The organism is Candidatus Sarmatiella mevalonica (assembly GCF_016751895.1).
In the GTDB taxonomy this organism is placed as follows: domain Bacteria; phylum Pseudomonadota; class Alphaproteobacteria; order Rickettsiales; family Rickettsiaceae; genus Sarmatiella; species Sarmatiella mevalonica.
In genome coordinates this window covers 1-19,199 of record NZ_JACVVM010000018.1, presented here as the reverse complement: position 1 = coordinate 19,199, position 19,199 = coordinate 1, and the positions used below count along the sequence as shown (strand labels likewise).

Below are 19,199 nucleotides of genomic sequence, written 5' to 3'. Positions count from 1 at the left end.
AAAATATACCATCCCATAAACGTCTGGCATCCCTAGGGGGCGGCCTGCCTTGTTTCCCCCTTCTTTTGTAAATTATCTTTTCGACTACGGCCCATTCTTCATCTGTTAAATCACTCGTATAGCTCGTTGACATCTCATATCCTCCCTTTGATGCCAATCATAACGATGTCCCTCCAATACTTCAACCTTTTGCGTGACTGGTTCTAAATATTCTACTACTTTCTCTCTTAAATCATTGCTATAGCTTTTTGTCATTTTTCCTTTCATTATAACGAAAAATTATATCTAATTTAACCTAAATTACTATATATACCGAATTCTATTGAAATTATTGACCTTCCACCATATTCACCCAAACTAAACCCGATAGAAAAAGGTTGTAACTTTATATTAAGCAAAATACAATTAAAGGAACGCTAAACGATTTAAAAGAAGCAATAGCTAGCTTTATACAAACAATAAAACAAACGAACATTGAGCATTTGCGCAGCAAACTATTTGTTCAATTAAAGAGCGTGATTGGCATTAAGTGAGGATTTAAACCTGACAGCGACGCGAGGCATCGCATTGTCATAAGAAATAGAGTCATACAAGAACTCTATTTTAGTTTTTTAGTATTAGTTTTTGGTTTATCTTGCTGTTCTCTTTTCACTAGAACTTCCTCATCTTTCTTTATTTGTTTTTTTGATCCCGTTTGTTTCTTAGGCTCGTTCTGTTTCTTGCTTGCCGCGAACTCATCGTGCTTTACGGCAAAAGGAAAATGATTTTCATCTTCGCAATCTAAACTTCTATTACTTAATAAATTTTTAATCTGATGCCCTGTAAGCGTCTCTAACTCCATTAAGTTTTTAGCAAGAAGATGCAGCTGCTCAATATGAGTGGTTAATATATGCTTTGCAAATTCATAACCGCTACTAATTAACTTTTTCACCTCCGCATCTATCAGTCTAGCAGTTTCTTCAGAATGCTTATTGTACCCCCTATGCATATAAGACTGTTCGTCTGTGAGATAGTTCACAGGACCAAGCGCGTCACTTAAGCCCCACTCAAGCACCATCGCTCTAGCCATGTTCGTTACCATCTTTATATCCGAAGATGCGCCAGAAGTAACTTTATTATGACCAAATATCACTTCCTCAGCCACTCTACCCGCCATACCAACTGCTATGTCCGCTTCCATTTTTTCGCGCGCAACAGAGAGGCGATCAGATTCTGGCAAGCGCATTACCATGCCTAGAGCTCTACCTCTTGGTATAATGGTTGCTTTGTGTATGGGGTCTGATGCATGACAGTATAGCCCCACCAAGGCATGACCAGCCTCATGATAAGCGGTGATTCTTTTTTCATCTTCAGTCATAATTTGCGATCTACGCTCAACGCCCATTAAGACCTTGTCTTTAGCATCTTCTAAGTCAGCCATTTGTACTTCTTTCTTATTCTTCCTAGCAGCTAACAGAGCTGATTCATTCACTAAGTTAGCCAGCTCCGCCCCCGAAAATCCAGGCGTACCACGAGCAATAATTTTGGCAGAAACATTTGCTGCGTGCTTAATTTTTTTTAGATGTACGTTTAATATCTGCTCTCTACCATTCAAGTCTGGATTTGGCACTGTGATTTGTCTATCAAACCGTCCTGGTCTGAGTAGCGCTGGGTCTAGAACGTCGGGTCTATTAGTTGCGGCGATAATGATTACTCCTTCATTCGCTTCAAAACCATCCATTTCCACGAGCATTTGGTTTAAGGTTTGCTCGCGCTCGTCGTTACCACCGCCCAAGCCCACGCCTCTGTGTCGGCCCACTGCATCAATTTCATCTATAAAAATAATACAAGGAGCATTGCGTTTGCCCTGTTCAAACATATCTCTTACTCTACTTGCGCCAATACCTACGAACATTTCCACGAAATCTGAGCCAGAGATACTAAAAAAAGGAACGTTAGCCTCGCCAGCAATTGCTTTTGCCAGCAATGTTTTTCCGCTACCAGGAGAACCAATAAGCAAGCAACCTTTGGGTATTCTACCGCCTAGCTTTTGAAATTTACTAGGGTCTCGTAGAAAATCAACAATTTCAGACATCTCTTCTTTAGCTTCGTCAACTCCCGCTACATCACTAAAGGTGACTTTAGCCCCTTTATCCGTCATTAATTTAGCCTTTGACTTACTAAAGCTTAGCGCCTTACCGCCGCCCTGCATCTGCCGCATGAAAAAAACCCACACGCCTATTAGTAAAATCATGGGGAACCATGATATAAAAATTCCAAATAACGAATTCATGCGGGTATCTGGTGGTCCCGCGTCTATATGCACCCCATTATTCGCTAAATTATTTACTAAATCTGGGTAATCCGGTGAATACGTAGAAAATGCAGAGCCGTCTTTGAGCTGGCCGTCTATGTTACGTCCTTGAATTTTTACAGACTGTACTTGCTTCTCTTGTACTTTGGAAAGAAAGTCTGAAAATGCTAGTTGCTGTCTCTTGCTAAACAATCCTTCTTCTTGAGTGATATTGAATAAAAAGACTATGGCGAATATTATGCCAACCCAGATTAAGAAATTTTTTCCGTTATTCTTCATAACTTACGCTACCTTCAAAATGAATAAAACGAGACAGAAATTTTGGCTTGAAAAAAATGTGAAAATTTAACTGTCTATCATCACTAATAACACTATCATAGTATAACAAATGCGGCAAGGCAATACAGTTTTTCAGATCATATATTTGCAAATTACTAGTAATTTTGTGTGTATTATCTATCTCATAAACCGCTGGGAGCGTTAGTAGTATTCTGTGCCAGTGCTGCGGAGCTAAGGCCTTTAGTTCTGCGATGCATAGGTTTTTTTTTAGCAGTTGGTAGCTTTTATTTGTAAGATGAGAAATATATAAAATCCTGTGATTAAGCAAAAAAGCGTTGCCATTAGTTATGCATTTTACAATAAATCTATTATCCCAGTGTATTTGCTGTGAGTGAGAGTTAATTATTATTGGTTGCGGAAGGTGTTTGCCAAATTCTCTGTATATTAAAATCTGCTTACTGTTACATACTATATTACACCCTCCAAGGGTTTTGTGAAAATTTTCTTGCTGGCGTAATGTTAAAAGTAAGTGGGTCATAGATTGCCCCCTGCTAAACTTTTCCTTGCCTCCTATAGATGTGAATATTAAATTAAAGAGATAATATAATAATTCATCATGCTTGGTCTGATTTATCGCATCTCTTGAGATAGTAACGAATCCGTATCTATAAAAAGCCACGGATTCGGCGAAGAAAGTGATGAGCTGCTCATTTAATTTATTAGCAATGAGATTAATATTTTTTTGCAGAGACGATAATAGCTTTGATAATTTATGTTTTTGAATATAACGCCTAATTTTATTGCGTTGATATTTCTCGCTATCATTGGAGAGATCTTCCATCCATTTAATATTGGCGTTGTTTAGAAAGTTTTGTAACTCTAGTTTTGTGAAATTATATAATGGACGGATGATTGGAGTGGATGTTGATAAGATGTTTGATTTTTGAGTGAGTGTAGCACGATGAAAATGTTGAATATAATTGCTAGATAATCCTAATATTCCGCTCTTTCTAGCATTTCTAATGAGTAGGTTTTCTATGATATCATCTTGATGATGAGCGGTGAAGATACAATCGCAGTCGTAATCAAGAGCAGCTTCTAGGAGCAGTGCGTATCTAGCCTGTCTAGCTTTCGCCTGCAGATTAGACTCTACTCCAAACTCTACTCCTAATAGCAATCGCTTCGTCGTTTCGGTGTGCGAGTCCTCATTTAACTTCATGTACGTCGGGAGTTCTGCGCTTTCATCTACTTCTTGCATTTGCCTCTGATCTGGCGCGAGTTTTGTAAGATGTTTGATTTTTATATCGTTTGCATATTGAGCCGGAGCTCTATCCCATTTTAACAGCACGCATTCATGTTCTAGAGAACGAGATAATTGTCTCACATACTCAGCTTCTGCAGCACTTTCCTCTCTCAATTGATGATTCACATTCGCAATCACCAACCTCACTCCCCACTTTTTTGTAATACTAGAGCTAAGTAGTAAGAGAGCAAGAGAGTCTGAGCCGCCCGAAATCGCTAGCATCCAGCTACTTTTAGCGCGCTGAGGAATGGCGCGCGCTTTGAGCAATGCAACAAGATTATTTTCCAGACGTTCTAGAAGATTAACGGAGTAATCAAGCCAATGTGGCTGTTTATGCATGCATTAGTTTATTCTAACTTCAAATTGAGCGGAGGTACTTGCGCGGATATGATCTACGCTTACATCTGGATGTTTTTCTATTAAATACATCTGACAATCTTCCAAATCAAACACCCCTAAGTTTGTTACAACTCTGTGCACCACTCTAGTGCCAGTGAGAGGTAGAGTGCAGTCATGCAGCATCTTATGAGACCCATCTCTTGCAACATGCTCCATAATCACTACGACTCTTTTAACGTTTGCAACAAGGTCCATGGCGCCGCCCATACCTTTGAGCATTTTTCCTGGCACAGTCCAGTTTGCAAGATCGCCACACGAAGACACCTGTAGCCCACCTAGAATAGTTAAGTCAATATGTCCACCACGAATCATTGCAAACGAGTCTGCACTACTGATATAGCAGCTGCAAGGTAGTTCGGTAATGGTGTGTTTGCCAGCATCTATCAAATCAGCATCTTCTTGGCCTTTGTGTGGGAAAGGACCCATGCCTAGCATGCCATTTTCACTTTGGAAAATCACCTCAATATCGTGTGGTATGTAGTCTAAAACACCAGTTGGCATTCCTATACCTAAATTCACATACATACCATCTCTTAATTCATATCTAGCGATAATTTCGCACATCTGACTTCTGGTCCAGGACATATTTTACCTCTGTTGTTACTTTTAAAAACATATATATCAGATGAATTGATCTAGCAAGAAGCGCATCAATCCTCTATGATTTAATTATAACATAATATTCATCAATAATAAAATGCTGTGCTAGAAATAGTAGAAACTCAGTGTGATTTATTAATTATAGGGTCTGGCGGAGCTGCGCTGTATGCGGCATTACTAGCTGCAAATAGTGATTTGCAAATTGTTATAGCAACTAAGGCCCATCCAATGCAAAGTAACACCGCAATGGCTCAAGGAGGCATAAGCGCTGCTTTGGCTAATGTAGATGAAGATAGTTATCAATGGCATATTTATGATACTTTAAAAGCCGCGCATGGCCTTGCTGATGCTGATTCGGTGGAATATATGTGCAAAGCGGCAGAGCAGGTGATAGTGCATCTTTCACAATTTGGCGTGAATTTTAATAAGGATGAAGAGGGTAGGATAGCTCAGAAGATATATGGTGGACACACGAAGCATTATGGAGTAGGAGGGTTAGCTCATAGGGCCTGTTACGCTAATGATGCCACGGGGGAGGCTATCATCCAAGCTCTTTATTCGCAATTGATGAATGTTTTTAACACTCCTTCTGATGAATCGGCCGCTCGCTTCTTCTCTCATAGTTATAAATCTAGTTTGTGCTTTTTAAATCATCATTTTGCAATGGAGTTGATTAGAGTAGATGATCATGTGTCAGGATGCGTTTTTTTTGATTTATTAAATCTAAAACTACATATAGTAGAAGCAAAACATATGATTATAGCTAGTGGGGGTTATACTAAGCTTTACGCCAATTCTACCAGCGCCCCAGGTTCTAGTGGAGATGGGCAGGCGATGGCAGCTAGAAGCGGCATTGGTTTGCAAGATATGGAATTTATACAATTTCATCCCACTTTGCTTTATGGCACTTCTATCTTAGTGAGCGAAGCTGCGAGGGCGGCCGGTGGTGTGTTGATGAATTCTGCGGGTAAGCGGTTTATGCAGCAATACTCCCCGCAATTTTTAGAACTATCTACGAGAGATATTGTGTCTAGCGCTATGATAGATCAGATTCGCACGGGGCTAGGTTGCGGCCCAAATAAAGATCATATTTTATTAGATTTGCGTGCGGTGCCTAACGTTTTGGAGAAATTGCCAAATTTGGTAGCGAATTGCAAATTGCTTAACATTGATCCGCAAAAAGACGCCGTGCCCGTTGTGCCTGGTGCCCATTATGCAATGGGCGGGATTGCTCTTGATGCGCTGTGTAGAGCTCAGTATGAAGATGGTAAGCATTACCAACCGATAAAAAACTTATATGTGCTAGGTGAAGCCGGTTGTGTGTCTGTTCATGGCGCCCAGCGATTAGGTTGCAATTCGTTGTTAGAATGTTATGCCTTTGGGCATTTAGTGATAGAGCAAATATTTGAGGTTCAGGGGCGCGCGATGGCCGTGACGAAATATCGACAATCAAATACGTTAGTTATAGAAGGAGTTAAGCAAGAGATTACGCTGGCATCGGGGTTGCAGATAGAAAATATTAAGGAGTTATGGAGCAATCTTCAAGAAATAGTTGCGCAACATCTAGGGTTTATGAAAGACGACGGTGGAATTCAAGAAGCTATACAGAAGATAGAATCATTACGCAAAACTATTGAAGATTTTGCTACATCTTGGGCAAATTCCAAGATAGAGTGGTTTGGACGGCAAAAACTGAAGCCAGAAGTGATAGTACAATATTTAGAATTAAAAAACGGTTTGATTTGCGCCCGCGCCATGGCTCATAGCGCTTTGATGAGAAAGGAGAGTAGGGGCGCTTATTCTAGGATAGATTATGCAAAACAGGATGAGCAGTTGGCGTATCATAGTTTCTATAGCTATCAACAGAATGAAGTGCTGTGCAAACCAGTAAGAACTTTAGTTGTTCAAAAATGTTAATTATTAAAAGGCAAAAAATATATAAAACCACAGCAACGGTCATTTTGCTGATATTATTTCTTTTGGTTTTGTTTTTTCTATATGATGCATTATGTGCGCGAGAGGAGAAGAACAAACTATCTTGTCCATTTGATCCATTTGTGACGAAAAATTCTATGGAAATAGATAATCTGAATTTTACTGGTGTGAGTAATCAAATGGAACAATATCAGATTCATATATCTCAGGTACTGCACAATATGGATGACGTATATTTTGGCAAGAATATTGATATACAGTATCCAATGAATAATAACGAGATGCTGTATATTCTGGCGGCACAAGGGGCTTTCTATTCTGAGCGAAAAACAATTAATCTACATGGTGGGGCGCGTTTATTATATAAAACTTGGCAAATTAAGGTTAATGCTGTAGATATTAACCTAGCTGAGCGTAGTGCATATGGTAGAGACGGGATATTGCTAAAATTAGATGAGAAGAAAATGAAGTGTTATATTAATTCAGACAAGTTTCAAATTCATAATCAGGAAGTGATTTTAGAGAAAAATAAAGTTAGAATTATTTTATCTAGATAAATTAGTTTTTAATTTTATTTATTTGTATTTTGACCCCTCCAACTCAATATTTTAAAAAATGATATTACCCCCGCCCCGGATCATGATTGTAGATGATGATGAATATATTGGGCTTTTACTACAGAAATTTTTTCAAAAACATGGCTTTTTATCATCCATTGCTGGTAACGTAGAAGATGCGAAGGAATTATTGGCAGAATGCGAATACGATCTATTGATGCTAGACGTGATGCTGCCTGGTATTACTGGCATTGAGTTTGCATGTAGTATTAGAAGCAAAGAGGAGCATGTGCCTATAGTAATACTCACTGCACTAGACGACCCTCAAATACAAACAAAAGCATTGCAAAGTGCGAATGACTACATCACCAAACCATTCAATTCACAGAAATTGCTTGAGAAAGTAAAGTTATTGGTACAAAACTATTATCATTTTAAACACAACAAGCGCATCGCGATTCTAGATAAGGCAATTTATATTTGGGATGATAAGACGTATGTGTCTTTTAGAGATGGGCAGAGGAGTGAAGCGAGTCAAAAGGCGGAAGGTGAGATTTTAGAATATTTCTTGATGCATGAGGGTGTGCAAGTTACTGTCGAACAAATCTGTGAGCAGCTTGATTTAACGCATTTTGAGGTGCAGAGCGCTATTGCATTAATTCGCGAGAATATAGAATTACAAGAGCCTTATTTTCATTTAAAGAATCTATCATCAAATGTCTATATCTTCACTCTTGCGTAGAGTTATGCCAAAAACTCTATTAATGCGCTTTGCCGTGATTATGATATTGCCTATTTTGTTTGGGCAGATGATATCGATTATCCTATTTTATGATAGATATTGGTATAACATTTCGCATTACGCTAGCCACCTCATAGCCGGTGAGATAATGGTGCTATTGGATACTTACAATACCGCAGACCACGCCGCCACCCAGACAATGCAGAACCATCTGTCTATTTCTTATGTACTGTTACCAGGGCAGAGCATACCAGCAAAGCAGCCCAGATTGCGTGAAGAACTTGAGATCTTTAGAAATATTTTAAGTAAGAAAATCGATCTGCCATTTGTTGTACTGTCTAACTCAGACCGCACTGTGTCTGTGTATTTGCAGAGTGGAGAAGATATGCTGAAAATTCATTTTTCTTCTAAATTACTGCTCACCAGAACTGCTTATTTATTTGTATTATGGATTAGTAGTATTACCGTAGTGTTGATGATATTATCTTTGCTATTTTTACGAAAGCAAATTAGCTCGATTGTGGCGCTTGCGCGAGCAGCAGATTCGTTTGGCAATAATTCCGCACAAAGAGTAGATTATAAACCACGAGGGCCACAAGAAATTAAATTGGCCGGCATTGCGCTTTTAAAGATGAAGGCTAGGCTAGAAAATAGAATGCTTAAGCGTACTCAGATGCTTGCAATGATAGCGCATGACTTACGCACTCCATTGACTAGAATACAACTACAACTTGACTTGATGAATGAGTTTGATGAGCGCGATAGGCTGCGCAAGGATATTGAAGTGATGATTCGCATTTTAGATTCGTATAATGATTTTGCTAGGGGGGAAGGAGGTGAGGAGTTTCAGGAAGTTGATTTTATATCTTGGATTGATGAGGTGATAGGTAGTAAATATCATAACTTACTTACTAATCAAAAACTTACTTTGCGCACAAAAATTCGGAGTTGTGATGTTTGTATCAAACCTTTTGCATTTGAAAGAGTAATCATGAATTTGATTTCTAACGCACAAAAATACGGTAATAATGTATTAGTTACTGTGAATTTTGAAGAAAGTTTGAAATGTTTATCGATTTGGGTAGAAGATGATGGTTCTGGAGTGGCTGAACATGAGAGGGAGAAGGTGTTTGAGCCTTTTTATAGAGGCGACAAATCTCGTAGATTAGATGGCACTGGTAACGTGGGGCTCGGGCTTGCAATAGCTAAGGAAATAATATTAGATCACTTTGGGGAGATTAGATTAGATACTAGCGATGAGCTGGGTGGTTTGAAAGTTGTAATTAATATCAAAAAAATATACAATGTGGAGTTATGACTCTTAAAACGCAAAAGCCGCAAAAGCCGCAAAAGCAGATAATAGAGCTCACGGATAGAGCTTTAGATCAAATTAGAAATTTACTTGCGCAAAAGGCTGCCATTGGTATAAAAATTGGCGTGAAGGCGGGTGGCTGCTCTGGTTTTACTTACTATATGGAATATGCGCAGAGCATAGATGCCATAGATGAGGTAGTGCAGGTGCAGGAAGTGAAGGTGATAATAGACTACAAGGCTATGCTTTATCTTGTTGGCTGTGTGATGGATTATTCTGAAACAGAGTTTCATGCTGGTTTTAGTTTCCAGAATCCAAATGAAAAGGAGAAATGTGGGTGTGGTAAGTCTTTTAATGCTTGAGCAGAGCATTTGTTTTCTCTAATACATAGTATTTACTAAAATATCTCAATCATAGAAATGACATTATGTTAGAAGCTAAAACACAAACAGTGCAAACGCCGATTTATCTTGATTATGCAGCCACTACCCCAGTTGATGGGCGTGTGCTAGATGCTATGTTGCCTTATTTTCGAGAAAAATTCGGCAATCCTCACTCCCGTACTCATAGTTTTGGTTGGGTGGCGGAAGAAAGCGTAGAGCTTGCAAGAACGCAGGTTGCGCAATTAATTAATGCTGATAAGAAGGAAATAGTATTCACCTCTGGTGCTACGGAGTCGAACAACTTAGCTATTAAAGGAATATTGCATTTTTATGGAAGTGATAGAAAGCGTATTATCACGCTTATGACTGAGCATAAATGCGTATTAGATACAATGCGTCAAGTGAGCTCTATGGGTTATGAAGTTGTTTATATGCCAGTGGGGGTTGATGGTATAATAGATTTAAATCTACTAGAAGAAGAGCTGAGAAAGGGCGGAGCATTGCTCGTTTCAGTGTTGGCAGTGCATAATGAAATAGGCGTTATTCAACCATTAAAGGAGATTGGCGCTTTATGCAGGAAGTATGGGGCGTTTTTTCATTCAGATATTGCGCAAGCATTTGGCAAAATTCCGATTGATGTAGAGGAGTGTAATTTAGATTTAGCTAGTATTTCTGGGCATAAGATTTATGCTTCCAAGGGTATAGGCGCTTTGTATGTGCGCAAAAAGCCTAGGGTGCGGCTAAGCCCAATAATTAATGGAGGAGGGCAAGAAAGGGGTATGAGATCAGGCACTCTGCCCACTCCATTGATAGTTGGTTTAGGAGTTGCTGCTCGCATCGCTCAGGAAGAGATGGCGCAGGAATATGAAAGAATTAAGGAGTTAAGTGAATATTTTATTCACGCTTTAACTAATGATTTAGAATATGTGACTTTAAATGGAAGTGCTCGTCATCGATATCCTGGTATAGTAAATATTAATTTCGCTTATGTGGAGGGGGAATCGATGATTTTGGCTATAAAAGATTTAGCCGTATCATCTGGTTCGGCATGTACATCAGCTTCGTTGGAACCATCTTATGTATTGCGTGCTTTAGGTTTAAGCGAGGATCTTGCACATACTTCAATTCGCTTCAGTTTTGGTCGTTTCACTAAAGAAGAGGAGGTGAAATATGCGGTGGAACTTATTAAGAGTAAGTTAGAGAAGTTAAGAAACATGAGTCCGTTGTGGGAAATGGTGAGAGATGGCGTAGATATTAGCGCCATCCAATGGAACCATCAATAAAATTGAGTCTCTCTTGAGCCTCTTAAGCACATTCGTAAGAAGCTAGCAGCGCTCCTTCCGAATCTCGCCTTCTCTGCACGGCATGGTGTTTGCGAGGGTTTGAGTGGTTTACTACTTCGTCTACAGCATTTTTGAGATGAGCTACGTCCCGTGTTTGTATATATTGTTTAATATGAGATCTAAAGCGAGTAGTGCCACCCACCAGTTTCGGGCTATTAAAATACAAACTTAAAATAGCAATGCGCTCGTTTCCTCTTAGTTTATGCCAATCTGTAAGATATATTTTGTGCAACTCCGCCACTTTGCAGCTTATATGATGAGCGAAAATTCTCATAGTTTCTGCATGAGACAGATTGCGGACGCCTTGATATACTTTTTCCATAAAATCTTTCTTCTTTAACACCTTATCTAGCTCTTCTCTCGTTTCTTTCGAATCTATATTAGCGCCCACGCCAACGGTAGCAATAACTCTGCCGCCGCGCTCTATACATTGTTTGCGTAGTTGGTTTTGTTTGACGCTACTCAAGGAATAAAATTTTTTGGCAGAGATGAAGCGGGCTGGATTGTCAGGGTCAGGTATGCCATCTAAATAGGTATCCAGCCTTATACCTTCAAAGCAGCATATAAACTCTTTGATGCCATCAAAGTATATGGAATTTTGTAGCTCGTTGGTTTGAGGGATAGCCAAGTTGTATGTAAGTTTTCGTACTTTTATTGCTGTTTGCATATTAATGTAAATGTATAATTAATTGAATATGAGATAGTGTGTAATTTAATAAATCATATCGATATTCGCAACTGCACTAAATATCCGCTATAATTGACGATGCGCGAGCGAACAGATGGCCCTGCATATACTGTATTCCGAGTTTAGTGAGATGGTTGCATACTTCCTGAGTTTCTACAAACTCAGCAATTACAAGTACATTAATCTTATTAGAAATAAAAGTCATCATTTCTACAAAATATTGATGATATATGTTTTGGTCTAGATTTCTAATATAGCTACCGTCTATTTTGATTATATCAATAGGTAGGAACTCTAATTGTTTAAAAGAAGTAAAACCCGCCCCAAAATCATCTAAAGCTATTCTACATCCTTGAGCCTTAAGCGCGTGCACAAATTGTGTTGTACGTTCTAAATTCAGATTCAGGGTGGTTTCTGTAATTTCTATAATCAATCTATTTCCCACTTTGTGAAGCGATAGTAATTCTTGTGCAAAATCTAAAAAGGCATCATCTAACACTCCTAGGCTAGAAATATTTACCGAAACTTGCATGTTAGGATTAGCTAACAATTGACTGATGCCCATATTAAATACTTTATAATCTAAGATGTTCATTAGTCCCTGCTCTTCTACAGAATCGATAATTTCGCCTATAGAAAACAAATTATTGTGCTCGTCCTGAATACGGAGCAAACATTCATGATAATAAATTTTATTTTCTCGATAATTGATGATTGGTTGATAAAAGAATTGTAGCTGATCTAGCTTAATTGCATTGCGTAATAGTGATACTAATCCACCCTTTGCTACCACAGAGTGAGCCCCTATATCCCATTCATTATATTGGCTAAAGTAGTGATGATGACGCGTGGACGCGCAGGCCAGAGATGATAACACGTCAAGAACGTCATTCGTATTGCCGTTACTCACCTCATCCTTAGACACTATTTTTAAATTAATATAACTTTTAGGGTCATTAAACACGTGTAATTGAGCATCCCAATAAAATTTTTGCACTAAAGCGCGCAGTTGTGTGCTTTGCATAAGCTGTAGCGATAGAAAGATACAGTCCTTATGAATTATTAAATCTTGTATTTGATGTTGGTGAAAATAGTGATTTATTTTTTGAAGAAGAACTTGCAATACTTCATTAGTGTTGATTTTAAGAATCTTTAAAATATGGTAGTTAGCTAGTTGGATTATTAAATAGGTGCGGTCTATAGATGATGGAGTACTATGTTGGTTTTGCATGGGACTCGCCCTGGGAACTATAAATATTATGTTACTAAGTAAAAAGAGTATAAACAAAATATTTGGAAATCAATTGTAATACTACGCATTTTTGTTATGCAACTGATGTTTGTATATTTTTTTCTTTACTCCTATTGCACATTCGCTTTTAATGCTATAACCTCTAATGAGGTTGTGTTTGCGCTATGAATAAGACGTGGCATTTTGCATCGCAATCTATTTTGTGTTTTATAATTTAATAATGTTTACAATTTTCGAGGAATAAAATGGATTCAGGTCGCATCAAGTGGTTCAATCAAGAAAAAGGTTATGGTTTTATAGCTCCAGATTCAGGTGGCTCAGATATTTTTTTGCATATTAGCGCGATACCGCATGAAATACTAAGAAAGATAGCTCCAGATGTTATGGTGCAATTTGAGCTAGTAACTGAGAGAGGCAAAACCTCAGCCACAAAGATCAGCGTGATAGATGAAGCAGCAAGCTCAGGCATGACAAATTGAGACTGTTTACGTCTTTCATCTGGCTTCTGATGTTTCTTTAAGAGCATCTTCAGTTGAAGTGAGGTGTGGAGGTGCTTTGAGTCTTCGCGTTTGTTTTACTTGTTAATTACTGCCTTCTTCTTTAATTCTCCACATCTTTTCTAGAATAATCTATAAGGTGAGTTTGTGTTGCTATTGTTAGTGACTGTCTTTGATACCTTATACCCCCCTTCTATACCATTCATCTTTACCGCCTTCTTATTTTTTCATGAATTTTAGAGATATTAAATTAATGGACGCAAAAAGCAATAATGCTGTTATAATTTATACAGATGGTGCATGTTCTGGAAACCCCGGGCCTGGTGGATGGGGAGTGTTTATGACCATTGATAGCGTACGCAAGAAATTTTTTGGGTATAGCGTCAATACCACTAATAATCAGATGGAGTTGCTGGCTGCTCTACGTGGTTTAGAGTATTTAGAAACTCAAAGCAATGTGATATTATATACAGATAGTAAATATGTGCAGCAGGGCATTACTAATTGGATTTATACTTGGCTGAAGAATGGCTGGAAAAACTCTAAAAAAGAAGATGTCAAAAATGCACAGCTATGGCAAGCCATATATCAAAAAACCTTGATGCATACAATAGATTGGCGTTGGGTAAAAGGACATGCAAATAACGAAGGTAATATGATAGCTGATGCTTTGGCTGTGCAAGGTAGAGATAAAGCCATTGAGATATTAGCTGGATGCGATAAAGATTGCTGATAGAATTGGGGATTAGAGTAAAAAGCGTACTTGAAAAAAGCGCACTCAAAGCGTACTCATTTTAAATTAAAATAATATATTATACATTATTATACTTATAGTCTATGCAAAATATGGAAAAATATCATATTCAAGAAGGGTTTAACTACAAAGCATTTGTTTCTTTATGTATGCGTGAAATTTCTAGATTTTGTGCAGTTTATCATCAAACAGTAATCGCGCCTCTTGTGAATGCCGTTTTAATGTTATGTATTTTTGCATTCGCGTTAGCCCCAGATTCTTATCAAGATCAGGGCTATAATTTGTTTTCCGCGCCCTCGGTGCAGTTTATTGCATGCGGTTTAATTATGATGAGCACTATACAAAATGCCTTTCAAAACTCATCCTCCTCCCTTATTATCACCAAAATGAATGGTTGTATGTACGACATACTCACCCCACCGTTTGGTGCATGCGAATTTTTGTTTGCGATGATAACTGGTGGTGTTGCCAGAGGATTAATGGTGTCTAGTCTACTAGTACTCTGCTCTATGTTATTTTTAAATATGCACGTAGCACATGTAACTTGGTGTATTGTGTATATATTATTAGCGAGCTGTTTTGCAGCGCAAATTGGTATTTTCACCGGATTTTTCTCTAACTCCTTTGAACAGAGCTCCGCTATCACTAACTACATCATCTCGCCGCTATCTTTATTGTCTGGTACTTTTTACTCGATGCAAAAAATGCCTAGTGTGTTAGTAACTATTAATAATTACAATCCTTTTTATTATTTGATTGATGGTTTTAGATGTAGTACACTATGCTTAGAAAAAGATTGTAGTGGCGGTTTGTTGTTCGTTTTAGCTCTAAACTGCGCGCTTTTTCTTTTGTTACGTCATTTATTTAATAAAGGTTGGCGTATTAAAGTATAATTATTTTTGATAAGCGAATTTAGGTGTTGAAAAATGTTAAATAATTCAGAACAAAATAATAGACCTCTTTCCGAACTCGCTCATGATGAGCAAATGCAAGGAGCATACGAAGCACAGAGCCGCAGCGTACATAAAGTACGTGAGGACTCGCGCATCGACAGCGACGCGCAGTTGCTATCAGGAGTAGAGTTCGGAGGGGGGTTGAATAAAATTACTGTATTGAGCGTCTATTCCTTTTTAGATATTCCAGAGCCAGAAATATTGATATATAAAACTCTCTTTTCTGGTAATAAAAATATGGTGAAGGGGAGCATTCTTATAGCAAAAGAGGGGTTTAATGGCTATATAGCAGGCAAAGATGCGAGTGTTTACGCAGTTCTGCGTGATTTAGTGAAGAATTGTAATTTGGATATTAAGGAAGTGAATATAAAAGTGAATTATTGCGATCTTAACCCATTTACTAAGTTTAAAGTAAAGCTTAAGAAAGAGATTATATCTATGAAGCTAGACTATGAGCTTGATATTAAGAAATGGAGAGGCGAGTATTTAGATTCGCATCAGTGGAGCAAGCTAATTCAAGAGCCAGATACTGTTGTAATAGATACGAGGAATGATTACGAAGTGAAAATGGGCACTTTTAAAGGAGCAATTGACCCTAAAATTAAAACCTTTCGCTTTTTGCCTCAATGGCTGGATGAAAATGCGGATCTGTTAAAAGATAAAAAAATCGCAATGTTTTGCACTGGTGGTGTTAGGTGTGAAAAATCCACTGCGTATCTAAAAGAAAAAGGATATAATGAAGTTTATCATTTAGAAGGCGGTATTTTGAGATGGTTTGAAGACACTGCTAATGAGGAGCAGTTGTGGGAGGGGGAGTGCTTTGTGTTTGATGAGAGGGTAGGTGTAAAGCCAGATTTGACGCCTCTGCACTGTTAGGTATAATTGCATATTTGATCTACTCTGAATTTATCTACTAGATTTACCGTTGCGATGTCTGATATAAAAGAAAATAGCAAGAATGCTATAGAACAAGAATTGCCTAACATTAGCGCTTATTCTTTTGAAGAAGCGTTGGGAGAGCTGGAAGAGATTGTGCGTAAAATGAGCGATGGTCGCATCGCTCTCAATCAAGCTGTGAGCTATTTTAAACGTGGCGCGATGCTTAGGGAGTATTGCGAGCAAAAATTAAAAAGCGCAAAGTTTGAAATAGAAGAGGTGTTAAAAGCTAAAGATGAACCAGAATCTATATAAATTTTTTGTTCTTGAAGTAATTTTTTACTCACACGCCGATGCTACGTTATAAACGTTTCCTATCGCGAGTGTTGCAAAACTCAGCTCTCCATCTCGCTTTCTTTTTGGTCACTATCATTATTTTAATTACTTATCTTTCTACTATGAATAATGTTCAAGTACCTATAGCTAAAAAAGTTACTACTTCCACTACTCTGCATCAAGTTACTCTAAATGATGATTATGCTTGGATGAGAGACGCCAAATGGCCAGTGGTTGATAATGCAGAAATTTTGGAATATTTGCATGCAGAAAATCGCTATTTTGATAGCGTCATCTCTGCTCAGCGCACGCAAGAATTATTTGAAGAACTAAAGGGGCGTATCAAGCTAGCAGATCAATCTGTTCCAATTAAGAAAGATAATTATATTTATTACACTAAAACTTTTGAACATGAGCAATACTCTGCATTCTATCGCAGGGCATTAGATGCTAATGGCAACCAGGGGCAAGAGCAGCTTTTGCTGGATGTGAATGTGCTTGCGCAAGGTAAGAGTTTTACGGAGGTTGGGTCTACTAGCATATCTCCTGATCATAAATTTTTAGCTTATAGCGTAGACTTTCAGGGCGATGAAAGATATTCAATTTATATATTAAATTTAGAAACGAATGAATTGCTGCCTGATGTATTAACGCAAACTAGCCCAGACATTGTGTGGCACGAAGAGTTATTTGGTTTTTTCTACACTCCTACTGATGAAAACTGGAGGAAAAATAAAATCTTCTTTCATAAAATTGGGCAAAAACAAGATGAAGATAAATTAATTTTTTCTGAAACTGATCCGCTGTTTAATTTGTCTATAGGCAAAACTTCTAGCAAGCAGCATATTATTATCAGTAGCTCTGGCCATGGTAGTAATGAGTTGTATTATTTTCCTATGCAAGACCACAGCTTCTCGCCAAAGACAATGGTGAAGAGAGAGGAGGAGATTTTTTATACGTTAGATCATGGGCAAGATTATTTTTATTTACTAACAAATAAAAGCATTGTTACTCACAAGAAGACTGATAACTTTTTATTATTAAGATCTCGAGATGGGGTGCAATGGCAAGAGTATATTAGGTCTAACGATGATTATCTCACTGATTTTGACATAACCCGTAATTATCTCATCCTTAACTACTTAAGCAATGGTCTGCCGCTAATTAAGGTGCAAGATCTGTCATCTCAAAAAGAACACATCCTCACTTTTCCAGATAGCGCGTTTACTGCTCATGCTGGTAGCACGAATTTTGAAGAAGATGATGTGCGCGTTTCTTACACCTCGCTTGCACGCCCCGCCACTGTTTATAACTACTCTTTTGCAAATAATGAGTTAACGGTTTTAAAAGAGCAAGAGATACCTAGTGGTTTTAATGCGCAAGAGTATCATGTGGAAAGAGTTTTTGCGCGCAGCGAAAATGTTTTGGTGCCTATTAGCTTGATGTATAAGAAGGATTTGTTTAAGCGTGATGGTAGCAATAAGCTATTTTTAACTGGCTATGGGTCTTATGGTATAGCTATGAGTCCGGGTTTTCGAAGTACTGCAGTGAGTCTTGCCAACAGAGGCTTTGTGTATGCAATTGCGCATATACGCGGCGGAGATGATATGGGGCACGAATGGTATACGCAAGCTAAGTTCTTGAATAAGAAACGCACTTTTGATGATTTTATCAACTGCGCCCAACACCTGATAGACCAAAAGTATACTGCGGCGAAAAAAATAGTCATCTCTGGCGGAAGCGCTGGTGGTTTGTTGATTGGAAATGTTATTAACCAAAGGCCAGAATTATTTGCTGGTGCCATTGCTCATGTGCCATTTGTAGATGTTGTGAATACGATGCTCGATGAGTCTTTGCCGCTCACGCCGGGGGAGTTTAAAGAATGGGGGAATCCGAAAGAAAAGGAATATTTTGAGTATATGCTGTCCTATTCTCCATATGAGAATGTGCGTCCTCAGGTTTACCCGGCGCTGATGGTAACTAGCGCCGTTTCTGATACTAGAGTGGGCTATTGGGAAGCGGCTAAATGGGTGGCTAGGTTGCGCGCTAATAATACTTCTAATAATCCTATCATTTTTAAAACCAATATTGAGGCAGGCCATAGGGGTGCATCTGGTAGGTTTGATTATCTTAAGGAGGTTGCGGAGGATTTAGTGTTTATATTGGATGTGGTGGATTAGAAAATTTTATGCGTTTTGTATAATAGACCTTTTTCAAAAATCGCGCTAAGTTAAGAGCAAATATAAGGAGCATACGGAGTACGGAACTCCGAGAGTACAGGGAGTTCAGTGAGAATTCGAGGAAGCGTTCAATATAAATAGACACAGGATGAGAAGAGTTGTATATTAGGGTTTTAAGGAATCAAAGGAGTTCTTAAATGCCTGTAAAATTCTCCAAATGCCATAGTAGCTTAGTCGTTAAAAATGGTTTTGTTCGCGGAAAGCAATAGACCTCTTTCGAAACTCATTTATACTAGCTCCATGTTATAAATAGCTGCAATCAAATTGAATCTGAGGCCAAACCTTTTTCGTCTGTTTCTATATTTGTCAGATATGATTTTAAATCGTTTGAGCATGCCGATAACATTTTCATTAACCACTCTTTCACTGGCAAGCTCTTGATTCTTCTCCTTATCCTCTTTTGTTAACGGGTTTTTCTTAGTCTTCTTTCTTGGTAATTCAGATTTGCTATGCAGCT

The 19,199-nt window shown here is 38.3% G+C and carries 18 protein-coding genes and 1 pseudogene; 12 read left to right on the top strand and 7 right to left on the bottom strand.

The features are described from left to right. Positions 1-105: 105 nt before the first annotated feature. From Sarmat_RS02505 to Sarmat_RS02490, 4 genes and pseudogenes are all read right to left on the bottom strand, one after another. Positions 106-267, bottom strand: coding sequence for a hypothetical protein (locus Sarmat_RS02505; RefSeq protein WP_202149273.1), 162 nt, complete (start codon positions 265-267; stop codon positions 106-108). Between the two features lie 409 nt (positions 268-676). Continuing rightward, positions 677-2,572, bottom strand: a pseudogene (ftsH, locus tag Sarmat_RS02500) (ATP-dependent zinc metalloprotease FtsH); the annotation flags it as partial. Further along, positions 2,562-4,214 (bottom strand): tRNA lysidine(34) synthetase TilS, encoded by a 1,653-nt coding sequence (gene tilS / locus Sarmat_RS02495; RefSeq protein ID WP_202149271.1) that lies wholly within the window; start codon positions 4,212-4,214, stop codon positions 2,562-2,564. The gene tilS and the pseudogene ftsH, both read right to left, overlap by 11 nt. A gap of 3 nt (positions 4,215-4,217) precedes the next feature. After that, on the bottom strand, positions 4,218-4,859 hold the full coding sequence (locus tag Sarmat_RS02490; protein ID WP_202149270.1) for a 3-oxoacid CoA-transferase subunit B: 642 nt from the start codon (positions 4,857-4,859) through the stop codon (positions 4,218-4,220). Between the two features lie 117 nt (positions 4,860-4,976). On the opposite strand from Sarmat_RS02490, the gene Sarmat_RS07210 reads away from it, so the two are divergent. The 6 genes from Sarmat_RS07210 (at position 4,977) to Sarmat_RS02460 (ending at position 11,086) form a co-directional block, all read left to right on the top strand. Next, entirely contained in the window at positions 4,977-6,791 is a 1,815-nt protein-coding gene (locus tag Sarmat_RS07210) for an FAD-binding protein (protein WP_202149269.1), read from the top strand. Further along, positions 6,785-7,366: a hypothetical protein gene (locus tag Sarmat_RS02480; protein ID WP_202149268.1), complete on the top strand. Its 582-nt coding sequence runs from the start codon at positions 6,785-6,787 to the stop codon at positions 7,364-7,366. Before Sarmat_RS07210 ends, Sarmat_RS02480 begins: the two co-directional genes overlap by 7 nt. 82 nt (positions 7,367-7,448) lie before the next feature. Next, positions 7,449-8,108: a response regulator transcription factor gene (locus Sarmat_RS02475; protein WP_202149267.1), complete on the top strand. Its 660-nt coding sequence runs from the start codon at positions 7,449-7,451 to the stop codon at positions 8,106-8,108. Beyond that, on the top strand, positions 8,083-9,426 hold the full coding sequence (locus tag Sarmat_RS02470) for a sensor histidine kinase (RefSeq protein ID WP_202149266.1): 1,344 nt from the start codon (positions 8,083-8,085) through the stop codon (positions 9,424-9,426). The genes Sarmat_RS02475 and Sarmat_RS02470 overlap by 26 nt, the downstream gene beginning before the upstream one ends. After that, the gene (locus tag Sarmat_RS02465; RefSeq protein WP_202149265.1) at positions 9,423-9,782 is read left to right on the top strand and encodes a HesB/IscA family protein; all 360 of its coding nucleotides are present in this window, start codon (positions 9,423-9,425) and stop codon (positions 9,780-9,782) included. Before Sarmat_RS02470 ends, Sarmat_RS02465 begins: the two co-directional genes overlap by 4 nt. A gap of 65 nt (positions 9,783-9,847) precedes the next feature. Then, positions 9,848-11,086 (top strand): IscS subfamily cysteine desulfurase, encoded by a 1,239-nt coding sequence (locus tag Sarmat_RS02460; RefSeq protein ID WP_202149264.1) that lies wholly within the window; start codon positions 9,848-9,850, stop codon positions 11,084-11,086. A gap of 22 nt (positions 11,087-11,108) precedes the next feature. Here the strand turns inward: Sarmat_RS02460 and Sarmat_RS02455 are convergent, their stop codons facing one another. Together Sarmat_RS02455 and Sarmat_RS02450 are read right to left on the bottom strand one after the other, a co-directional pair. Next, positions 11,109-11,813: a hypothetical protein gene (locus Sarmat_RS02455; protein ID WP_202149263.1), complete on the bottom strand. Its 705-nt coding sequence runs from the start codon at positions 11,811-11,813 to the stop codon at positions 11,109-11,111. A 76-nt stretch (positions 11,814-11,889) separates the two neighbouring features. Then, on the bottom strand, positions 11,890-12,858 hold the full coding sequence (locus tag Sarmat_RS02450) for an EAL domain-containing protein (RefSeq protein WP_202149262.1): 969 nt from the start codon (positions 12,856-12,858) through the stop codon (positions 11,890-11,892). A 473-nt stretch (positions 12,859-13,331) separates the two neighbouring features. On the opposite strand from Sarmat_RS02450, the gene Sarmat_RS02445 reads away from it, so the two are divergent. The 6 genes from Sarmat_RS02445 (at position 13,332) to Sarmat_RS02420 (ending at position 18,682) form a co-directional block, all read left to right on the top strand. Next, positions 13,332-13,565: a cold-shock protein gene (locus tag Sarmat_RS02445; protein WP_202149261.1), complete on the top strand. Its 234-nt coding sequence runs from the start codon at positions 13,332-13,334 to the stop codon at positions 13,563-13,565. Positions 13,566-13,836: 271 nt separating this feature from the next. Next, the gene (gene rnhA, locus Sarmat_RS02440) at positions 13,837-14,316 is read left to right on the top strand and encodes a ribonuclease HI (protein WP_202149260.1); all 480 of its coding nucleotides are present in this window, start codon (positions 13,837-13,839) and stop codon (positions 14,314-14,316) included. 104 nt (positions 14,317-14,420) lie between these two features. Then, positions 14,421-15,230 carry an ABC transporter permease gene (locus tag Sarmat_RS02435; protein ID WP_202149259.1) on the top strand — a complete coding sequence of 270 codons (810 nt, stop codon included), beginning with the start codon at positions 14,421-14,423 and terminating at the stop codon, positions 15,228-15,230. A gap of 171 nt (positions 15,231-15,401) precedes the next feature. Next, positions 15,402-16,166 (top strand): oxygen-dependent tRNA uridine(34) hydroxylase TrhO, encoded by a 765-nt coding sequence (gene trhO, locus Sarmat_RS02430; protein ID WP_410520492.1) that lies wholly within the window; start codon positions 15,402-15,404, stop codon positions 16,164-16,166. Between the two features lie 54 nt (positions 16,167-16,220). Next, positions 16,221-16,481 carry an exodeoxyribonuclease VII small subunit gene (gene xseB, locus Sarmat_RS02425; RefSeq protein ID WP_202149258.1) on the top strand — a complete coding sequence of 87 codons (261 nt, stop codon included), beginning with the start codon at positions 16,221-16,223 and terminating at the stop codon, positions 16,479-16,481. A gap of 143 nt (positions 16,482-16,624) precedes the next feature. Then, on the top strand, positions 16,625-18,682 hold the full coding sequence (locus tag Sarmat_RS02420; protein ID WP_202149257.1) for a S9 family peptidase: 2,058 nt from the start codon (positions 16,625-16,627) through the stop codon (positions 18,680-18,682). A 287-nt stretch (positions 18,683-18,969) separates the two neighbouring features. On the opposite strand, the gene Sarmat_RS02415 is transcribed toward Sarmat_RS02420, so the two are convergent. Continuing rightward, on the bottom strand, positions 18,970-19,199 hold a 230-nt coding region (locus Sarmat_RS02415), incomplete at its 5' end, for a transposase family protein (protein ID WP_202149256.1).